At 55.9% G+C, this 20189-nt stretch carries 14 protein-coding genes; 6 read left to right on the forward strand and 8 right to left on the reverse strand.

The window, feature by feature from the left end; translation table 11 throughout:
* Positions 1–70 precede the first annotated feature (70 nt).
* Complete coding sequence (locus tag J2I47_RS17230) at positions 71–928, forward strand: sugar phosphate isomerase/epimerase family protein (protein WP_207365838.1); 858 nt, start codon at positions 71–73, stop codon at positions 926–928.
* 133 nt (positions 929–1061) lie between these two features.
* Here J2I47_RS17230 and J2I47_RS17235 read toward each other — a convergent pair whose 3' ends face one another.
* The 8 genes from J2I47_RS17235 to J2I47_RS17270 all read right to left on the reverse strand — a co-directional run bounded on the left by J2I47_RS17235 (position 1062) and on the right by J2I47_RS17270 (position 14425).
* Positions 1062–2207 carry a Gfo/Idh/MocA family protein gene (locus J2I47_RS17235; protein WP_207365839.1) on the reverse strand — a complete coding sequence of 382 codons (1146 nt, stop codon included), beginning with the start codon at positions 2205–2207 and terminating at the stop codon, positions 1062–1064.
* Between the two features lie 208 nt (positions 2208–2415).
* Complete coding sequence (locus tag J2I47_RS17240) at positions 2416–3789, reverse strand: Gfo/Idh/MocA family protein (RefSeq protein ID WP_207365840.1); 1374 nt, start codon at positions 3787–3789, stop codon at positions 2416–2418.
* A 22-nt stretch (positions 3790–3811) separates the two neighbouring features.
* Positions 3812–4606, reverse strand: a complete 795-nt coding sequence (locus J2I47_RS17245) for an SDR family NAD(P)-dependent oxidoreductase (protein WP_207365841.1) — start codon at positions 4604–4606, stop codon at positions 3812–3814.
* A 204-nt stretch (positions 4607–4810) separates the two neighbouring features.
* Positions 4811–6040 (reverse strand): mannonate dehydratase, encoded by a 1230-nt coding sequence (gene uxuA, locus J2I47_RS17250; RefSeq protein ID WP_207365842.1) that lies wholly within the window; start codon positions 6038–6040, stop codon positions 4811–4813.
* A 226-nt stretch (positions 6041–6266) separates the two neighbouring features.
* Positions 6267–7970: an FAD-dependent oxidoreductase gene (locus J2I47_RS17255; protein WP_207365843.1), complete on the reverse strand. Its 1704-nt coding sequence runs from the start codon at positions 7968–7970 to the stop codon at positions 6267–6269.
* A gap of 146 nt (positions 7971–8116) precedes the next feature.
* Positions 8117–9442 carry a Gfo/Idh/MocA family protein gene (locus J2I47_RS17260; RefSeq protein WP_207365844.1) on the reverse strand — a complete coding sequence of 442 codons (1326 nt, stop codon included), beginning with the start codon at positions 9440–9442 and terminating at the stop codon, positions 8117–8119.
* Positions 9443–9593: 151 nt separating this feature from the next.
* Complete coding sequence (locus J2I47_RS17265) at positions 9594–11297, reverse strand: RagB/SusD family nutrient uptake outer membrane protein (protein ID WP_207365845.1); 1704 nt, start codon at positions 11295–11297, stop codon at positions 9594–9596.
* Between the two features lie 32 nt (positions 11298–11329).
* Positions 11330–14425, reverse strand: coding sequence for a SusC/RagA family TonB-linked outer membrane protein (locus J2I47_RS17270; protein ID WP_207365846.1), 3096 nt, complete (start codon positions 14423–14425; stop codon positions 11330–11332).
* 316 nt (positions 14426–14741) lie between these two features.
* On the opposite strand from J2I47_RS17270, the gene J2I47_RS17275 reads away from it, so the two are divergent.
* From J2I47_RS17275 to J2I47_RS17295, 5 genes are all read left to right on the forward strand, one after another.
* On the forward strand, positions 14742–15356 hold the full coding sequence (locus J2I47_RS17275) for an RNA polymerase sigma-70 factor (protein WP_207365847.1): 615 nt from the start codon (positions 14742–14744) through the stop codon (positions 15354–15356).
* Positions 15357–15580: 224 nt separating this feature from the next.
* Positions 15581–17077, forward strand: a complete 1497-nt coding sequence (uxaC, locus tag J2I47_RS17280) for a glucuronate isomerase (RefSeq protein ID WP_207365848.1) — start codon at positions 15581–15583, stop codon at positions 17075–17077.
* The gene (locus J2I47_RS17285; protein ID WP_207366060.1) at positions 17028–18011 is read left to right on the forward strand and encodes a sugar kinase; all 984 of its coding nucleotides are present in this window, start codon (positions 17028–17030) and stop codon (positions 18009–18011) included. The genes uxaC and J2I47_RS17285 overlap by 50 nt, the downstream gene beginning before the upstream one ends.
* Positions 18012–18153: 142 nt before the next feature.
* Positions 18154–18789: a beta/alpha barrel domain-containing protein gene (locus tag J2I47_RS17290; protein ID WP_207365849.1), complete on the forward strand. Its 636-nt coding sequence runs from the start codon at positions 18154–18156 to the stop codon at positions 18787–18789.
* Between the two features lie 47 nt (positions 18790–18836).
* Positions 18837–20159, forward strand: a complete 1323-nt coding sequence (locus J2I47_RS17295; protein WP_207365850.1) for an MFS transporter — start codon at positions 18837–18839, stop codon at positions 20157–20159.
* Positions 20160–20189 lie beyond the last annotated feature (30 nt).

Consider the following 20189-nt stretch of genomic DNA (forward strand, 5'->3'; position numbering starts at 1 on the left):
CGGGTGATAGGTATGCTTGTGGCCGATAGCGCTTTGTGTTTGGACTACATAGCCAACAGCGCTTACTCACATGAAAAAACGAATGCTTGCCGGTTGTTTACTCCTCTCGGCTACCCTGTCGTTTGGGCAGAAACAGGGTACTCCGCTCTACAAAGCCGCATTCGGCGTACAGGCGTACACGTTCCGCAACAGCTTCCCAAAGGGAACACTGGCTACGCTCGACACCATCAAAGCGCTGGGGTTCACTGAATTGGAAGGCGGCGCGACAAAAGACATGACGCCTCAGGAATTCCGCAAAGCCTGCGACGAACGGGGTATCAAAATCACCTCGACGGGGGGCGGCTATGAGCAACTGGTGAAAAACCCGCAGGAGGCCGCCGCCACGGCCAAAATCCTGGGTGCCACCTACCTGATGTGCGCCTGGATTCCGCACCAGAAAGGCAACTTCACCATCGAAAACGCCAAAAAAGCGGTCGACGATTTCAATGCTATCGGTAAGGTGATGAAGGAAAATGGCATCACCTTCTGCTACCACGACCACGGCTACGAATTTCAGAAATACGGCGATGGTACCCTGCTCGACTACATCATTCAGCACACCAACCCGGCCTACGTGTCTTTTGAAATGGACGTGCTCTGGACCGTTTTCGGCGGTGGCGACCCGGTGGCATTACTGAAAAAATACGGTAGCCGCTGGAAACTGATGCACGTAAAAGACCTCAAGAAAGGCGTGGTGGGCGATCTGACCGGCGGCACTCCCGCCGAAAACGATGTGGTTGTTGGCCAGGGACAGGCCGATTTTCCGAACATTATCAAAGAGGCCAACCGGGTGGGTATCAAACACTTCTACATCGAAGACGAAAGTAACAAAGAGTTCGAGCAGATCCCAAAAAGCATCGCGTATTTGAAGAGTCTGAAGGGTAAGTAGGCGTGTTTTTTGGACAGGATTAAAGGGATTTGCAAGATTGACAGGATTCTCTTTTACTGTTGAAAATGAATTAAAAATTCTGTCAATCTTGCAAATCCCTTTAATCCTGTCCAAAAACTTTGTCTATCCTCATCTACTTACTCAACTTAATCACCTCCGCTTTTTTCTGCGCCTTCAGGGCCAGTTCGGTAGCCAGGAAACAGTGCGCCTGCGTCATGGCGGTTTCGGTGCGGTTCAGCACGTCGTCGATGAGCTGGCCGCCGTAGGGGAGGGGTTCCTGGCTGCAGTCGATATGTTTGGTCTCTTTCTGGTTTACCAAAAACAGGTGACTACCCCCCGTACGACCGCCGATGTCGACGTATTTACGTAGCTCCATGTAGCCGTCGGTGCCCAGAATCGTGAGCCTGCCGTCGCCCCAGGTGCTCAGCCCGTCGGGAGTGAACCAGTCAACGCGCACGTAGCCCATGCCGCCGTTACCGCGTAGCATCAGATCGCCAAAATCCTGAAAATGAGGATATTGTGGATAGTGAACGTTGCCTGTCTGTGCCGCTACCACGTCAGCTGTGTTCGAGCCGGTGAAAAACAAGAATTGGTCGCACTGGTGTGAACCAATGTCGCAGAGAATACCGCCGTAGTGCTTCTGGTCGAAAAACCACTCAGGCCGCGACTTGGGCGTCATGCGGTGCGGCCCCAGCCCGATGGTCTGAATCACATTGCCGATAGCCCCGGCCTTCACCAGTTCTCCCGCCTTTACGGTAGCCTGATTTTCGAAGCGCTCACTATACGATATCGAATAAATGCGCTTGGTTTCGCGTTGCACTTTCCGCACTTCGGCCAGTTGCTCCAGCGACGTGATACCGGGCTTATCGACCATCACATCTTTGCCGTGGCGCATGGCGGCTATGCCAATCACCGCCCGCTCAGCCGGAATAGCCGACGAAGCAATGAGTTGAATGGATTTGTCGTCCAGAATTTCGGCTTGTGACCGGGCTACTTTCGCCTGCGGGAACTGCTTTGTAAACTGGGCCAGCAGGTCAGGTTCCACGGCATACACCGAGACCAGTTCGCCCCCGTTGCGCAACAGTGCGTTCACCATCGAGTAGATATGACCGTGGTTGATGCCAATCACCGAAAATCGCATTCGGGCAGCCCCGGTGTAGGTTATTGGGATTAATGCCGGTTTGGGCGGGGCAGACAGGGCCAGTTCGGGCAAGGCTACCAGCCCCGCTGCCGAGGCCATACTGTGCCGAATAAATTGACGGCGGTTGTTGTGTTTCATAAGGGGGAAGGAGTTCGAGGTTTAACGTCTAAAGTTGGGCTGACGCGAGTGGCTCCGCGCTCGTGGCCCTTCGACAGGCTCAGGGTGACTGGGAACTAGAATCAACGTACCTGAACTGCGTTAGATGGGCTGTCACCCTGAGCCTGTCGAAGGGCCACGAGCGCGGAGCCACTCGCGTCAGCCCAACTTTAGACGTTAAACCTCGAACTCATTTAATTGCATACAACGGCCGTTGCGGGCGCGAGAGCATGGCGGTGGCTTCGGGGTCGTTTTTGAACTGTTCGGTTTTTGGGTTCCAGTGCAGGTGGCGGGGCAGTTTCATGGCCATGTGGTGTAACAGGCAGGTGGAGCACGAACGGTGGCCCACTTCGGCGGGGGCAATGGGCTGCTTGCGGCTCACGATGCTCTCCAGCCAGTTGCCGTGGTGTTCTTTGCTGGGCGGTACGTGAAACTCGTTCGGCCCAATCACCGAGGTCAGAATCTTGGGGTCCGACGCATCCAGCTTTTTCGACGATTGCAGCAGAATTGGGTCGGTAGACGTGACGGGGGCATCGCCGCGCGAGACGAACAGCCAGCCGTCGGTGCCCTCGAACCGAATGCCGTTGGGACGGTCGTTGCTGATCACCATTTTCAGGCCGTTTTCGTACAGTGCGTGCGTTTCAAACAGCCCGTGGACGTTCCAGAGGCCGCTTTTTGGGAAATCGGCATGTCCCCAAATCTCTACCGGACCGGTATGTTCGAGGTCCATCGCCCAATGCGCAATATCGACGTGGTGCGACCCCCAGCCGGTGATCATGCCCGCACCAAACTGCTCGCAGCGGAGCCAGCCGGGGCGGTCGTAGCCTGTTTGCGGATGCACCCGTTTTTCGGTGTAATACACGTCGGGGGTGGTGCCGAGCCAGCGGTCGTAGTTCAGGTTTTTGGGCACTGGCATGGGCGGCTCCTCATTGCCCGACGGGTCGCCGGGGAGGCCGATGTAAATTGTTTTTACTTTGCCAATCCGTCCATTGCGCACCAGTTCCACGGCATACCGAAACTGCTCCCACGACCGCTGCTGACTGCCCACCTGCATAATCCGCCCCGATTTCTTGACGGCGTCGGCCATGGCGCGGCCTTCCGAGATGGTGAGTGAGGCGGGCTTCTGCATGTATACGTCCTTGCCCGCCCGCACGGCGTCGATCACCATGGGTGCGTGCCAGTGATCGGGCGTGCTGATGAGCACGGCGTCGATGTCTTTGTTTTGCAGCAGTTCGCGGTGGTCGGTGTAGACTTTCACGCCATCGTAGTCTTTGCCCGTCTTCTTGGCGTAGACCCCGTTAACGAGCGTTTTGGCATCGTTGGCGCGGTTTACATCGACGTCGCAAACGGCCATGATCAGGGCGTTGTCATACTGCCAGACGCCGGGCATGTCGTGCGTCCGCGAGATGCGCCCCGTGCCAATGGCACCCACGTTGATGCGGTTGCTGGGGGCGTTTTTGCCAAAAACAGAGGCGGGTACGATGGTCGGAAAACCAGCTACAACGGCCGTGGTGAGGGCACCGGTTGCTTTCACAAAACCGCGCCGGGTGAGGGGAGAGGGCATAAAATAAGAGGTTTAGGCTTGCTTAAAAACCAATAGAATTACCGCCATCGACGGGTAAGGAGACACCAGTAATGTAGCGGGCGGCGTCGGAAGCGAGAAAAACTGCCGTCCAGCCCACATCGTCGGGGTGACCAAAATCACCCATCGGCGTTCGTCGCAGGGCACGGTCGCGTCGGTCGGGGTCGCTGTTCATGGCGGCGGCGCTCATGGCCGTTTTGATGAACCCCGGTGCCAGCGCATTCACCCGGACGTTGTGCGGTGAAAACTCCGACGCCAGCACCCGCACCATGCCTTCCACTCCCGATTTCGACGCGGCATAAGCCACCACCCGGTCGATGCCGTAATAGGCAGCCATCGACGAAATCATCAGAATAGACCCCTGCTTCCGCGCCACCATTTGCCGGGCACAGGCGCGGGTCAGGGCAAAAACGGCGCTGAGGTTCGTCTGAATAATGCGGTCGAAATCAGCGTCAGTAACATCTAAAGCCGGTTTTTTCAGGTTTATACCCGCATTGTTCACCAGGCAGTCAATTGGGCCAAACTCACTGTCGATCTGATCAACCAGTTCGTCCAACCCGTCCAGCTTCGATACGTCGTTGACAATGTAATGCGCCTTGCCCGTCTCGTTTTGACCGCCCATCGGGCCAGCGTTCAGTTCCGCTACTGCTTCGCGCAGTGCTTCTTCCCGCCGACCGGTGATGATGACCTCAGCCCCGGAAAGGACCATGCATTTGGCCGTAGCCAGCCCAAGGCCGCTACCCCCGCCAGTGATGAGCGCGCGTTTATTTTCGAGGGAAAAGATTGGGTTTGTGGGCATGGGGTGGGGGGGTTGTGGAGGCAGTTGGCAGGTTGCTTACGCGAGTGGCTTCGCGTATCGTGTCCTTCGACAGGCTCAGGGTGACAGGGACATAGATGCAGATTCACCGAGTTGATTCAATTTTCCTGTCACCCTGAGCCTGTCGAAGGACACGATGCGCGAAGCCACTCGCGTAAGCAACTATACGAGGTCAGTCACTCAAAATCAAACCAACCCCCTTACGTCTTCAACTTGTTCATAGTCAGACACTAAAGACCGTTTTATGCCCAGTTCCAACCCTCTCAATTCAGCCAGACCCCGGAGGCGGCCAATGGCGGAGTAGCCGGGGTAGGATCGGGCAGAGTTTTGCAGGTCGCTCAGCATCTGGTGGCCGTGGTCGGGGCGCATCGGTATAGATGGTTCACCTTCACCCGCTTCCAGACGACGGCGTTGTTCCAGCACGATTTCGCGGAGTACGGCATACATATCCACGTCGCCAGCCAGGTGGTCGGCTTCGTGGAAATTACGCGGATTGTCTTCGCGTTTTGTGGACCGTAAATGCAGAAAGTGAATGCGGTTTCCAAACCGCCGGATGATGGCGGGCAGGTCATTGTCAGCGCGCACACCCAGCGAACCGGTGCAGAACGTGAGGCCGTTGGCCGGGTAGTCGTAGGCAGCCATCAGTTGGGCAATGTCGGCTTCAGTGCTCAGCACGCGGGGGAGGCCCAGCAGTGGCATTGGCGGGTCGTCGGGGTGGATGCAGAGGTTAATGCCCACCTCCTGCGCGACGGGAGCCACCGCCCGGATGAAATAGTACAGATTTTCGCGCAGCCGCGCATCGTCTACTTCGGCGTACTCATTCAGATAGTCCTGAAAGCCGCTCAACGTAAAACTTTCTTCCGAACCAGGCAAGCCAAGCAGCACTGTATCAGTCAGATGCGTGATGTTCTCAGGCGAGAAACCGGCAAATTTCTGACGGGCGGCAGTGGCTACATCGGCGTCGTAATCCGCTTCGGCGCCGGGGCGTTTCAGGATACATAGGTCGAACAGGGCAAAGTCTTCCCACACAAACCGCAGCGCCCGTGAGCCGTCGGGCATCTGGTAGCTGAGGTCTGTTCGTGACCAGTCGAGCACGGGCATGAAGTTGTAACAAACCGTTTTCACGCCACAGGCCGCCAGGTTTCGCAGCGACTGCTGGTAGTTCTGAATGTACCCGTCGCGCGAAGGCTTGCCTTTTTTTATGTCTTCGTGAACGGGCAAACTCTCCACCACCGACCAGTGCAGCGGCGTGTGGGTTTGGTTGTCCTGTTCAATCAGGCCGATGCGTTCCTGAATGGCTTCCACGGGCCAGACAGTGCCCACGGCTAGTTGGTGAAGGGCAGTAACGATGCCGGTGCAGCCCGCCTGCCGGATGTCCATCAGCGACACCGGGTCATTGGGGCCAAACCAGCGCATGGTATGGAGGAGGTTTGTTTGGTTTGTCAAGAGAATACTTTTTTAGGAGTGGCCCTGTGTGGTTTCGCGCTGTAGGGGCTGACGCATAGCCCTTCGACAAGCTCAGGGTGACAGGGACGTTGAATCAAATGCACTAAACTGCATTAAATGGGCTGTCACCCTGAGCTTGTCGAAGGGCTATGCGTCAGCCCCTACAGCGCGAAGCCACACAGGGCCAATGCACTTTTTACAAATTCTTTTTCTTCAGTTCGCTCACGGCAAAGTTGGCCGCGCGGGCGGTCAGCGCCATGTAGGTTAGCGACGGATTCTGGCAGGCCGTTGAGGCCATCGCCGAGCCGTCGGTGACAAACACATTCTTCACGGCATGGAGTTGGTTATGCGCGTTGAGCATCGACGTTTTGGGGTCGCGACCCATCCGGGCGGTACCCATTTCATGCACCGAAAAGCCGATTACGTTATGGTCTTCGTACTGTTTTACGTTTTTCAAACCAATCGTTTCCAGCATTTCCACCGCCGACGCACCCATATCTTTCCGCATCGCCGCTTCGTTCTCGCGGAATTTCGCGTCGATGTTTAACGTAGGTAAACCGTTTACATCCAGTACGTTACGGTTCAGCGTAACCCGGTTGTCGGCATAAGGCAGGCATTCGCCGTAGGTGCTGAGCTGCATTCGCCAGGGACCGGGGTGGGTGGCGGCGTCTTTCAATTCAACACCGAAGCCGGGTTGCTGAAGCACCTGCTGCCAGCCTGCCCGTGAGGCACCGCCGTAGGTCATAAAGCCCCGCACATAGTCGGTGCGTTGGGTGTCGGGCGAGATATTGCGGAACCGCGGAATCATCACCTGCGCTGGTCGCCGACCGTAGTAATACGAATCCTCGAAACCCTCTACAGAAGCCGTGGCCCCGATGTTTTTCTGGTGGTCCATCAGATACCGGCCCAGGGTATCGCTGTCGTTGCCCAATCCGTTTGGAAACCGGTCCGAGACAGACCGCATGAGCAGACCCGTGGTGTTGAGCGTGCCACCGTTCAGGAAGATGATTGGGGCGAAATAATCGGTCGTTTCGTTTGTGGCTACGTCCAGCACACGTACGCCGGTAGCCCGTTGTTTTTTGGCGTCGAAGAGTACTTCCGTGACGACCGATTCGGGTTTCAGGGTTAATCTGCCGGTGGCGCGGGCGTCGGGAATAGTGCTTGAGACGCTACTGAAATAGCCACCAAACGGGCATCCCCGTTCGCACAGGCTTCGCGCCTGACACAGGCCCCGGCCCCGATGCTGCACGGTGAGGTGCGCCACGCGGCTGATACTCATCCGCCGACCCGGAAACTGCTTCTCAATTTTACCCTTCACCATTTTTTCCACGCAGTTCATCTCAAAGGGTGGCAAAAATTCGGAGTCGGGCAAGTGCGGAATGTGCTCGGTTTGTCCGCTGATGCCCACGTATTTTTCGACGTAGCTATACCACGGAGCCAGATCAGCGTAGCGAATGGGCCAGTCGACGCCATGCCCATCGCGGGCGTTAGCCGTAAAATCGAGGTCACTCCAGCGGTAGGTTTGCCGCCCCCAGATCAGCGATTTACCGCCCACCTGATACCCACGAATCCACCAGAATGGCGATTGCTGGGTGTAGGGGTGGTCGGTGTCTTTGACGTAAAAATGCTTCGTAGCGTCGCTGAAGGCGTAGTTCTGGCTCTGCACGGGGTATTCGGCCACACGGTCGCGGGTGTCGCGACCCCGGTATGGAACTTCCCAGGGATGCCAAAGGGCGGTGGGGTAGTCGGTTACGTGTTCTACGTTTCGGCCCCGTTCCAGCACCAGCGTACGCAGGCCTTTCTGCGTCAGTTCTTTCGCCGCCCAGCCGCCCGTTATGCCCGACCCCACCACGATGGCATCGAACGTATTGGCCGCTGCCGCTTTACCAATCACATTCATATACGTTGATACCCCACCCCCAGCCCCTACCCCTGAAAAGCAGGGGAGGGGAGCTACTCCGGCGTAAGCTCCGCATCGCGAAGCTGCTGTAGAGTAGCTCCCCTCCCCTGCTTTTCAGGGGTAGGGGCTGGGGGTGGGGTGATTTATTAGCTGACAACCATATCCTGCTTCACCGAATCCCAGGTTACGCGCTTGCCCGTGTGCAGGGCCGTGGTGGCCATGATGTTGGCCACCGAGTGGTTGAAACCAACCCGCGCCGGGGCGTTTGGCTCCTGCCGACTACGCACGCACTCCATCCAGTTACGCACGTGGAGCGAGGTCATCGGGTCACCACCGGTGTTGGCACTCGTCGACATTTTCACGGCATTGGCCAGCGATTGTTCCGCCAGCATGTTGGCCTGCATACCCATCTCTTTGGCTGCCCCCGCCGTCAGTCCGCCTTCCGGCGAAATCTTGTTGGTGTCGAGGTTGATCATACCGCCGTTTGAGAAGTAATATTCTTTCACGCCACCGGCATCGTTGTGCATCCGCGACGAATACAGTACCTGGAAGCCCTTGGTTTTGTCGTTGTCCGGGCCATAATCAAACACCGCCGTGAAGGTGTCGGGGTTTACGCGGCCATCTTTCCAGACGTACACGCCCCCGTTGGCTACCACGCTACGTGGATGGTCTAACCCGCTGAACCAGTGCACGGTATCAATCTGGTGCGACATCCACTGCCCCGGAATACCCGACGAGTAGGGGTAGAACAACCGGTACTCCAGGTACTTGCGCGGGTCCCAGGCCACGTTGGGGCGGTTCATCAGAAAGCGTTTCCAGTCGATGTCTTCCTGCCGGATTTCGCTCACGAGTTTGGGCCTGCGCCACCGGCCCGGCTGATTCACGTTCCACGTCATTTCCACCATTGAAATGTCGCCGAACTTGCCCGACTTGATGTATTCATTGGCGGCGTGGTAGTTGGGTGCCGACCGTCGTTGCGAGCCAACCTGCACGATTTTCTTGGAATTAGTCACGGCTTTCAGGGCCTTGCGGGCATCCTCCAGCGATTCGGCGAAGGGCTTCTCCACGTACACGTCGCGGCCCGATTCTACGGCGGCGGCGCAATGCAGGGCGTGCTGGAAATCGGCGGTCGAGATCATCACCGCGTCGACGTCTTTACGGTCGAGCAACTCGTCGTTGTTGCGGCATTTCACGAAACTCGAACTGGCCAGGCCTTTCTCTTTCAAAAAGGCTTCGGCTTCGTTGCGGCGACGTTCCCAGAGGTCCGACACGGCCACAAACTCGAAGTTGAGTTCTTTGGCGTGGTTGGCAAACGACGGTGCCAGCGACTGCCGAAACCGGTCTGAAAAGCCAATGACCCCCACCCGAACGCGCTCGTTGGCTCCGATGATGCGGGCATAGCTGCTGGCCGAAAACGTGACGCCCAGCCCGGCCAGCGTTGTTTTTTTGATAAAATCTCTGCGGTTTTCCATAAAGTTATAAATGAGAATTGAAGCGGTGATCTACTGTTGATTTACGATGTACGAATTACGATGTACGATTGCTGCTTACGCCGGTGTAAACCTGCGCTGGCTGGTCCGGTAAGCAGTAATCGTACATCGTAATTCGTGCATTGTAAATCATTTAGTATCCCGGATTTTGCGGGAAGCCTGGGCTACCGTCGGCGGCTTTGGTGGTACGGTCAATCTGCGTTTGCGGAATTGGGCGCAGGTTGTTTGTTTCTTTCACGTTCACAGCCGCATCGGGATTGTATTTTTTTACTCGTTCTACCAGGTTACCCCAACGCTTCAGATCAAACCAGCGGATTTGCTCACCAGTCAGTTCACGGGCGCGTTCTTCATAGATCGTTTCCATCGTCACGTCAGCAGCCTTGAGTTCCATAGCAGCCTCCTTGCCAGGGAAAGCTGCGCGCCGACGCACCGCATTGAGCGCCGCAGTGGCTTCGGTGGTTTTATTCTGCTTTAACTGTGCTTCGGCCAGAATCAGGTACGTTTCGGCGAGGCGGAACGCTAAAAAATCGCGGCTACCCTGCTCGTAGGTCAGGTCGGGGCGAAGTGGGTCGAGAAACTTCTGGAGCGTGGGAAACAGCGCTGCGTTATACAGGCTGGGCGTAAGCACCTGATACGGCTTGGCGGCCCGCTGAGCCAGTGTCCATTCTACGCCGGGGATATAAATAGCCGTGTCGCCCGCCTTTAGGGTTATTTTCGCTTTGCTGTTATCAAACGACGTGTTCAGGTTAGCACCGGGGTTGTTGCTCAGCCAGGTGTCTTTGAACGTCTTTTTGTAGCGTGAGTCGTTTACGCGGTCCTTGAAAACGGTTTCCAGCAGATAGGTCGTTGGGCGCAGCCGCTTAAACGGACGGTCATTGGCAATGTCGCGCTTCATACCCGGCTGCACGTCATACTGCATGCCGAAATACAGGTGCAGTTTGTTACCATCGCCGTTGTTGGTGTTGGCTGAGTTGATGTTGGTCAGGGGGTCAGCCGTATACTGAACCGCGAAGATCACCTCGTCGTTGATTTCGCCGGCTCCCTGCGCAAATACGCTGGCAAAATCGGGCAGAAGCTTGAAACCGTAATTGCTGATCACGCTCTGCGCCAGCGTAGCTGCTTTGGCGTAATCGTCTGCCGCTTTCGCCGACGAAGTTGCTTTGGTCAGATACACGCGGGCCAACAGATGTTCACCCGCCGCTTTGGTTGCCCGGCCGTAGTCGCTTGAGCGAATTTTGTTGTCCAGATCCGGAATAGCTGCTTCGAGGTCTGCCACAATGGCTTTATACATGTCAGCTTCTGAAGACCGGGTGATCGTTTTCGTGGGTCCAAGCGTTTCCGTCAGCCGCAGGTCGATGCCGCCGAACTGCTGTGTCAGAATGAAATAATAGTGTGCCCGCAGGAATTTTGCCTCAGCCACCCGTAGTTTTTTAATCGCATCGGTGACACCCGCCGTTGTTGGCGCCCGTTCGATGACGGCGTTACAGGTGTTGATACCCCGGTATAACTCATCCCAGACCTGCTGGATAATGTCATAGGAACTGTTTAACTGGCTGTCGTAGAAATGGAAGCCTTTGTAGCTACCGTCGGCCCCGGCCTGGTATATGTCGGTGCCGTATTCGGTCATGGTAAGGCCTCGCTCGCTGGCGTAGAAATTTCGGAGCGATGAATAAGCCGCTTTGGCTGCATCTTCAAACCCTTTGGGCGTGTTGATGTAGGCATTTCCGATGCCGGAAATAACGGTTTCGTCCAGGATATCCTTGCACGATTGGCCCGTTAGCAGCAGAGCCGTGAGGCCGAGTACCCGAACGCTATGGGTGATGAATGTCGATTTCATTGAAAAAGAGTTGTCAGTGTTACAGTCACGAATCAGAATTTAACGTTCAGACCAAACGTGGTCACGCGGGTAGCCGGGACAAAGCCATTGTCGACCGTGCCATTCGTCGATTCGGGGTCAACGCCGTTGTACTTTGAACGGTAGGTCGAGAAGATAAACGGCTGCTGAATGCTGGTGAATAACCGCAGTGACTGAAGCCGCAGGCGCTGCACCAGCCCACCGGTCGGGAACGTATAGCCGAAGTTGATGTTCCGCACTTTCACGAAAGAGCCGTCGAAGTAGATGAGCGCCGTGTTATATAGCGGGAATTCCTGATTGGCGTTGGGTCGCGGAAACTCGTTGGTTGGGTTATTGGGCGTCCAGTAATCGACCTTAATCTGCTGGTAACGACCGGCCAGCGCGTTGTTGTTCTGGTGGAAGCCACTCAGGATGGTCTGGCCAATGCGGGCGTAGACAAAGAACGACAGGTCGAAGCCCTTATAATTGAAACGGTTAGTGATACCGCCACTCCAGGTGGGAATGTCCGAGCCCAGGAACGTCCGGTCGTTGGTAACCGAGAATTTGCCGTCACCATCTACGTCAGCCAGTTTAACCTGACCCGGTAGGAAGTTGCCAAACGCCTTGGCAGCATCGGTCTCAGCTGTCTGCCAGATGCCAATCTTCTTGAAGTCGTAGTAAGCCGTGAGGGGTTTACCAATAAACCACTTGTTGCCTATGTCATCTATTGCCCCGTTATAGAGCGACAGAATAGCTTCGTTATTCCTGGTAAACTGAATGTCGGTGCTCCATTTGAAGCCACTTGGCGTGTTTACGTTCACCGTCGATATGCTCACCTCAACCCCCCGGTTGCGGGTCTCGCCGATGTTGCGCGTCACCGCGTTGAAACCCGTCGAGGTAGGTAACTGGTCCGACAGCAGCAGGTCGGTGGTGTTGGTCTGGTAGAGTTCAAGCGACCCCGATACGCGACCCCGCCACAGGCTGAAATCCAACCCGATGTTTGAGGATGTCGAGGTTTCCCACTTCAGGTCCGGGTTGCCAATCGTATTTGGGCGGTACCCGTAGGCGGGGTTGTTGCCCCAGGCGTAGACCGTGCGGCCCAACTGCCCCTGCGTCTGGTAGGGAGCTACCCCCTGGTTACCTACCGAGCCACGGCTAAGCCGCAGTTTCATCAGATCAATCCAGGTAATGCCCTTCATAAAGGCTTCGTTGTTAATATTCCAGGCCACGGCAACGCCGGGGAACGTACCGTATTTCGTGTTTTCTCCGAAACGAGATGAGCCGTCGCGGCGAGCCGTCAGGGTAATCAGGAACCGGTCGTTATAATCGTAGTTAACCCGGGCCATGTACGAGTTGATTGTCCACTGGGTCAGGTTACTACCTACACCCAACACCGAACTGGCGTTGCCCGTATTATAGAACTGCTGCGACTCGGCGGGGATGCCCTGCACCGAAATGTTGCTGGTTTCGAAATTATCGCGCTGAATGGACTGGAGCGCCGTTACGTTCAGGTTGTGCCTGCCGAATGACTTGGTGTAGGTCAGGATGTTTTCGAGCGTCCAGTTGAACCCAAATGACGTATTAAACTCGCCCTGCGGGTCGCCTCCTTTGCGGGCATTGGTCTGCGCGCCAATAAACCGCCCGTAGCGCTGGAGCGTAAAGTCCGGTCCGAAATTGACTCGGTATTTCAGCCCGTCAATGATGTTGGCTTCAACGTAGATGCTGTTAAAAATCCGGTATTTTTTCCGTTCCTGTATCTGGGCGCCTGGCGCAATCTCGGCCAGCGGATTGGTGAGCAGGGCATCGTTGGTGGGGAAGAAGATCATGTTGCCGTTATCGTCGAAAGGCCGACCCAGCGGATTTTGCTGCAACGTAGCGCTATACGGATTCAGGGTCTCGCCGTTTCGCAGGCTAAACATAAAGTAGGACGACAGGCCCACCCGGAAGGTTTTGTTGATCTGATGGTCAACGTTGGCCCGTAGCGAGTAGCGGGTGTAGTCTAAGCCCGGCAGAATGCCTTTGTCCTTGAAATACCCCCCGGAAATGTAAAACTGAGTCTTTTCGTTACCACCCTGAATGCCAAGGGAGTGGTTCTGCTGGAAACCCTGGCGCAAAATCAACGACTGGTAGTCGGTGCTACGCCCGGCAGCAATGCCAGCAGCCACGTTGGGGTCGCCGCCCAGCACAGAAATTTTCGCGTCGGCCACCGGATCAGATTGGCCCGTTGGCACCACTTTTCCGTCGGCACCCGTGTACTGGCCGGTTGTTCGGTAGGCCTCCCGCACAAACTCGGTAAACTCCGCCCCGTTGAACAACTGTATTTTGTCCAGCGCGTCGGTTGTACCTGCATAGTTGTCGTAACTGATCGTTGTTCTGTTGTTGAGGTTTCCCCGCTTGGTGGTAATCAGCACCACACCGTTGGCGCCCCGCGCGCCGTAAATGGCCGTAGCGGTGGCGTCTTTCAGGATTTCCATCGAGGCTACATCGTTGGGATTGAGGTCTTCGTACCCCGCCGAAAGCGGAATACCGTCTACCACGTAGAGTGGGTCATTACCGGCGTTGAATGACCGGCGACCCCGTACCCGAATGGTTGGCACCGTGCCGGGGCGGCTACCCGACTGCGCCACGTCGACACCTGCCACGCGGCCCTGCAACGCCTGACCGAGGTTGGTGATGGGCATTTCGGTAATCTGCTTCGACGACACCGACGAGATGGCCCCTGTGAGCTGGCTCTTTCTTTGGCTACCATAACCCACCACCACTACTTCATTCAGGTTCTTGAGATCGGCTTCCAAGGTAATGTTTACCGACTCACGGTTGCCCACAACCAGTTCCTGCGCGTTGAAGCCTACCGATGAGAACACCAGCACGGCTTTGTCGTCAGGTACACTGATGCGGTAGTTGCCGTTGGCGTCGGTGGTGGTACCGCGGGTGGTGCCTTTCACGGCTACGTTCACACCAGGCAGCGCGGTGTTGTCTTCCGACGAACGAACAGTACCCGTTATGGTACGGTCCTGCGTGTGATGAGTGGGCGAATGCCCCAGAGCCAGGCTGCCGTCAGGCAACAGACCCAGTAAGCAGCTTGTCAGCAAGCCAACGGAAGCTGCCCGGATAAGTAAGCGTTTCTTCATGGTACCAGTAGATGAGGTTAGTGCAAAAGAGCGGCGGTTGTGCGTGCCAATACGAACAAACCGTTCCGTATATAGCTCATAGACGACAACCGGTAGGGACACTACTTAGCTGATTCGTAGAAAAAAGTAAATTTTTTTGAGGTAACCGTCTGCTTGATCAGCTACGTGCGTGGCATCGTTCCCGGCAACGATTGCGTAGAAAAATAGGCTGTTTACCAGAAAAAATAGCGCCAATCCAAGGCAGCAGGGCCTATATTTAGTGTGGTAAGCGGGCGAAGTCGGCAGCGCAACCATTGTATCGCTTACTCAAAATAATATGGCAACGCCTCAACTTTTTGCCGAAAAACTGCCTAATGCGCCGCAGTTACGAAGCAGCGCATCCGGCCTGTCCGATGCCCTATTTCGGCGGGTTACGGCAGCCAGCGATTACCCGGCTTTTCGGCAGTTATTTAGCCTTCATTATGCCCCGCTCTGCCAGTATGCCACCCGCTATGTTCGGTGTGCGCACGTAGCGGAAGAGATCGTGGCCGATGTGTTTATGAAGCTCTGGCGCAACCGGATGCAGATCGAGATTTATGCGTCGTTTCAGCCCTACTGCTACCGGGCGGTGAAAAACCAGGCCCTCGATTACCTTAAAAGCCGCATGCGCCACGAAAACGCCCATTGCGAACTGACCGACGACCACCACACGCCTACCGGGCCGAATGAATCGCCGGATCAGGGTATCATCAATCATGAGTTCGATGCGTGTTTTAACCGGGCTATCGCACAACTACCCCGGCAGGGTCAGCTCATCTACCGCCTCAGCCGCGAACAGGGCCTGAAATACCGTGACATTGCCGGGCAACTGGGCATCTCCGTACGAACCGTGGAAGCCCACATGAACCGTTCATTGCATGTGTTAAGAGACTCATTAGCAGGGTACTATTAGTGAAAATAGACGTGAGAAATAAGAGATAAGAAGCAAGAGGCAAGAGATAAGAGGCAAGAAACAGAATACGCTTCTTTCCGGCCTCTCATCGCCTGCTTCTCAACTTTCTCTCCTCTTGCTACTGATCTTACTTCTTGCCTCTTGCCTCTCACCTCTTGTTTCTTACTTCTTACCTCTTATCTCTCATTCCCTAGCCTTCCTCTTGCTTTTTATCGCCTAACGATATGGCCTCATTTATACACGATGATTTTCTATTGCAGTCTGACCCGGCGCGGCAGTTGTACCACAACTATGCCCGGTCGATGCCCATTATCGACTACCATTGCCACCTCCCGCCCGATCAGATTGCGGCCAACACGCAGTTTGCAAACCTGACCCAAATCTGGCTCTACGGCGACCATTATAAGTGGCGGGCCATGCGTACCAACGGCATCGACGAGCGCTACTGCACAGGCGAAGCTACGGACCGGGAGAAATTCCAGAAATGGGCCGAAACGGTACCCTACACCGTCAGAAATCCGCTGTATCACTGGACACACCTGGAACTGCAACGCTATTTTGGCATCGACGAATTGCTCGACGGGCAGTCTGCCGGACGGATCTATGACCAATGCAGCGAACAACTGAATACGCCCGATTTTTCGGTGCGCAACCTGTTGCTGCGTATGAACGTGCGCGTAGTCTGCACCACCGACGACCCCGCCGATTCACTGGAGTTTCACCGCCAAATCGCCGATGAGGGTTTTGCCGTGCGCGTACTTCCCACGTTCCGGGCCGATAAGGCAATGGCTGTTGAGGATGCTGCCACCTACAATGCCTACCTGACCCGCCTCGAAGCCGCCGCCGACGTGGCCATTCATACCTACGACGACCTGCTTCTGGCCCTTGGGCGGCGGCATGATGTCTTCGCCGACCACGGCTGCAAACTCTCCGATCACGGGCTGGAACAACTCTACGCCGATACCTATACCGAGGCTGGGGTACGGACCGCATTTGCCAAAATCCGGGCCGGGTTGTCCCTATCGCCGGGTGAAGTAACCGGCCTGAAATCGGCTCTGCTGGTGTTTTTGGCCGAGATGGACCATGCCAAAGGCTGGACACAGCAGTTTCACCTGGGTGCGTTGCGTAATAACAACACCCGCCTGCTTCGGCAACTTGGCCCCGATACCGGCTGGGATTCTATCGGCGATTTTTCGCAGGCACAGGCACTCTCGCGCTTTCTGGGCGGACTGGACGACCGCGATAAACTGACCAAAACCATTCTCTACAACCTGAACCCCGCCGACAACGAGGTGATGGCCACGATGGCCGGAAATTTCAACGATGGCACCGTGCCGGGAAAGGTGCAGTTTGGGTCGGGCTGGTGGTTTCTGGACCAGAAAAAAGGCATGGAAGCGCAGATCGACGCGCTGTCGAATATGGGTTTGCTCAGCCGGTTTGTGGGTATGTTGACCGACTCCCGCTCCTTTATGTCATTTCCGCGCCACGAGTACTTCCGCCGAATCCTGTGCAACATGATCGGCAACGATGTGGTCAACGGCGAGCTGCCCGCCACGATGGACTGGCTCGGCGAGGTGGTACAAAACATCTGTTACAACAACGCAAACACGTATTTTGGCTTCGATTCAACCAACAAAACCAACGGGCAAACTCGTCACCTTCGGGGAGGTCATGATGCGGCTTTCGCCGCCTCAGAACTACCGGTTCATACAGGCGCATGAGCTACACATTACCTACGGCGGCGGCGAAGCCAACGTGTCTATGTCGCTGGCCCGTATGGGGTTTCCGGCCGAACACGTAACGGCTTTTCCCGACAATGAACTAGGCAGGGCTGCTGCGCAACACATTCAGCAACAAGGGGTTAGTTTACAGCATACTGTTTTCCGGGGGCACCGGCTGGGTTTGTATTTTCTGGAATCGGGCGCATCGGTTCGGGCCAGCCACATTGTCTACGACCGTGCCGATTCGGCTTTTGCCAATCTCCAGACCGATTGGTTCGACTGGGAGACAATTCTGACCGGGGCCAGTTGGTTTCACTGGACGGGCATCACCCCGGCTATTTCGGCACAGGCTGCAGCGGCCTGTGCAGCGGCCATACAAGTTGCCCGCCGAATGGGCATCACCGTTAGCGCCGACGTCAACTACCGCCGCAATCTCTGGCAGTATGGGCAGCGGGCGCAGGACGTGATGCCCCCGCTCGTGGCGGGTTGCGACGTGGTGGTCTGCGCCGAGAACGACGCCGAAGATCTTTTTGGCATTGCGTCTGATGTTACGTCGAATGACTCGTTTGCCCAGATGTCAGTGCAACTCATGGACCGGTTCCCGACTATTAAACAGGTCATCACCACCCGCCGTACTACGCTGAGCGCGTCGCACAATCAGTTGCGCGGGTTGCTCTGCGATCAGACGGGTAAAACCGTTGAAACACCGACTTACGACATCGTACCCATCGTAGACCGGATTGGGGGCGGCGACGCGTTTGTAGCCGGGTTCATTTATGGTTCGCAGGCCTACGCCACCGCCGAAGATGCCCTGCGTTGCGGGGTGGCGGCCTCGGTGCTGAAGCATTCTATTCACGGCGACGCTAACCTGGCTACCCTAACAGAAATCGAAGCCGTCATGGCCGGCGACACGGCGGGGCGGCTGCTAAGGTGAGTTAAACGTTCAAGCAGTCCGCCGCTGCGGGTCTAAAGTCTAAAGTTTAATGTCCAGCGTTTATCCGTTTGGATACAACCAACAATCAGTAACGGCATTACCTTAAACTTTAGACATTAAACTTTAAACGCGTAACTCAACTATGTCTCCCCAAACGCTCCTTGACCTTTGCCAGCGATCCCCAATCGTACCCGTCTACTACAACGCCGATGCAGCGCAGGCCAAGGCCGTCATAAAGGCCTGTTATGAGGGAGGATTACGGGTATTTGAGTTCACCAACCGGGGCGAAGCAGCTAGTCGGGTGTTTGCCGAACTGATACCTTTTGTGCGTACCGAGTGTCCCGACATGGCGCTGGGGATCGGTACTATTCTAACGGCGGAGGTAGCCGCCCATTTTCTCGATCTGGGGGCCGATTTTGTGGTGCAACCCATCACGACGGCGGCGGTGGCTGCCGTTTGTCAGGAGCGGCAGGTTGCCTGGGTACCTGCTGCGGCTACGCTGAACGAAATTCATCAGGCTACGCTGCTGGGGGCCGACCTTGTAAAAGTATTTCCGGGCAACGTACTAGGTCCAGGCTTTGTGAAAGCCATCCTGGGACCTATGCCTCACCTGAAACTGATGGTGACGGGCGGGGTTGAACCCACCGCTCAAAGCCTGACCGAATGGTTTGGCGCGGGAGTTACCTGCGTGGGCATCGGCTCCCAACTATTCGGCGGTGGCGCAGATACCAACGCTTTGCGCGAGCGAGTGGGAGGGCTACTGAAAACGCGATTCTGACAACTACTACCTGCACTATTCCAACCACCTTTACTTCTGATACAACGATGAATCAACCCCTTAACACCGCCACGCCCGTTGGTCGCTACCGCTGGGTAGTGGTGGCCCTGCTCTTTTTTGCCACCACCATCAATTACATCGACCGGCAGGTGATTGGGCTGCTGAAGCCGGTACTGTCCGATCAGTTTCATTGGACGGAGACCGACTATAGCCACATTACTATGGTTTTCTCCGCCTCCTACGCCCTTGGGCTGCTGGTGTTTGGGCGTGTTATCGACAAGATTGGCACTAAAACGGGCTACACGATCTCGCTTATTGTCTGGAGCATTGCCGCCATGTTGCATGCTGCTGCCAAAAGCACATTCGGTTTCGGGGTGATGCGATCACTACTGGGTCTGGGCGAATCGGGTAATTTTCCGGCGGCAATCCGGGCAGTGACCGAGTGGTTTCCCAAAAAAGAACGGGCGTTGGCCACGGGCATTTTCAACTCAGGAGCCAACATCGGCGCGGTAGTGTCGCCTGTGATAGTCCCTTGGATATTAGGTGTTTATGGCTGGGAAATGGCGTTTCTGCTGACGGGTGCCATTGGGTTTGTCTGGCTTATTTTCTGGCTTATTTTCTACGAAATTCCCCAGCGGCAACCGCGGGTGTCGCCCGCCGAAGTGCAGTATATCCACAGCGATAACGAAGCCGCCGCCGACACGGGCGAAGCCATGGGCTGGCCGGTGTTGTTCCGTATCCGGCGGACGTGGGCCTTTGTGGTTGGCAAGTTCATGACCGACCCCGTCTGGTGGTTTTTTCTGTTCTGGCTGCCGTCCTATTTCTCGTCAACGTTTAAGCTGGACCTCAAAAAACCAAGCTGGGCGCTGGTCATTGTCTACACGGCTACCACCATTGGCAGCATTGGCGGCGGGTATTTGTCGTCGTTTCTTATTCGGCGGGGCTGGGTTGTTTCCAGGGCGCGTAGTACGTCGATGCTCTTTTTTGCGCTGGCCGTAGTGCCCATTATAGCGGCCCGCTTCGCCACCGACATCTGGCAGGCGGTGGCCCTCATTAGCCTGGCTGCCGCTGCCCATCAGGCCTGGAGTGCCACTATCTATACCACCGTATCCGACACGTTTCCGAAGCGGGCCGTCAGTTCGGTTATTGGTATTGGCGGTATGGCAGGATCCATTGGCGGCATTCTGTTTCAATGGCTGATTGGTCCGCTGCTCGACTATTATAAGGAAGCAGGTAACCTTACACTGGGTTATAACGTCCTGTTCATCTTCTGTGGATTTGCCTATTTAATTGCCTGGGTTATCATGCAGTTTTTGAGCCGCCCAACGAAAAGTATGCAGCTGGTGAATGAAAAAGAAGTCGTGCTATAAGGTCACGTTAATTGATCATTGGCTGCTTCC

The organism is Fibrella rubiginis, from assembly GCF_017353185.1.
In the GTDB taxonomy this organism is placed as follows: domain Bacteria; phylum Bacteroidota; class Bacteroidia; order Cytophagales; family Spirosomataceae; genus Fibrella; species Fibrella rubiginis.

Excerpts from the sequence above, each read along its gene's own strand:
- J2I47_RS17230 (WP_207365838.1), top strand. The coding sequence starts at position 71 with ATGAAAAAACGAATGCTTGCCGGTTGTTTACTCCTCTCGGCTACCCTG.
- J2I47_RS17235 (WP_207365839.1), bottom strand. The coding sequence starts at position 2,207 with ATGAAACACAACAACCGCCGTCAATTTATTCGGCACAGTATGGCCTCG.
- J2I47_RS17240 (WP_207365840.1), bottom strand. The coding sequence starts at position 3,789 with ATGCCCTCTCCCCTCACCCGGCGCGGTTTTGTGAAAGCAACCGGTGCC.
- J2I47_RS17245 (WP_207365841.1), bottom strand. The coding sequence starts at position 4,606 with ATGCCCACAAACCCAATCTTTTCCCTCGAAAATAAACGCGCGCTCATC.
- uxuA (WP_207365842.1), bottom strand. The coding sequence starts at position 6,040 with ATGCGCTGGTTTGGCCCCAATGACCCGGTGTCGCTGATGGACATCCGG.
- J2I47_RS17255 (WP_207365843.1), bottom strand. The coding sequence starts at position 7,970 with ATGAATGTGATTGGTAAAGCGGCAGCGGCCAATACGTTCGATGCCATC.
- J2I47_RS17260 (WP_207365844.1), bottom strand. The coding sequence starts at position 9,442 with ATGGAAAACCGCAGAGATTTTATCAAAAAAACAACGCTGGCCGGGCTG.
- J2I47_RS17265 (WP_207365845.1), bottom strand. The coding sequence starts at position 11,297 with ATGAAATCGACATTCATCACCCATAGCGTTCGGGTACTCGGCCTCACG.
- J2I47_RS17270 (WP_207365846.1), bottom strand. The coding sequence starts at position 14,425 with ATGAAGAAACGCTTACTTATCCGGGCAGCTTCCGTTGGCTTGCTGACA.
- J2I47_RS17275 (WP_207365847.1), top strand. The coding sequence starts at position 14,742 with ATGGCAACGCCTCAACTTTTTGCCGAAAAACTGCCTAATGCGCCGCAG.
- uxaC (WP_207365848.1), top strand. The coding sequence starts at position 15,581 with ATGGCCTCATTTATACACGATGATTTTCTATTGCAGTCTGACCCGGCG.
- J2I47_RS17285 (WP_207366060.1), top strand. The coding sequence starts at position 17,028 with ATGATGCGGCTTTCGCCGCCTCAGAACTACCGGTTCATACAGGCGCAT.
- J2I47_RS17290 (WP_207365849.1), top strand. The coding sequence starts at position 18,154 with ATGTCTCCCCAAACGCTCCTTGACCTTTGCCAGCGATCCCCAATCGTA.
- J2I47_RS17295 (WP_207365850.1), top strand. The coding sequence starts at position 18,837 with ATGAATCAACCCCTTAACACCGCCACGCCCGTTGGTCGCTACCGCTGG.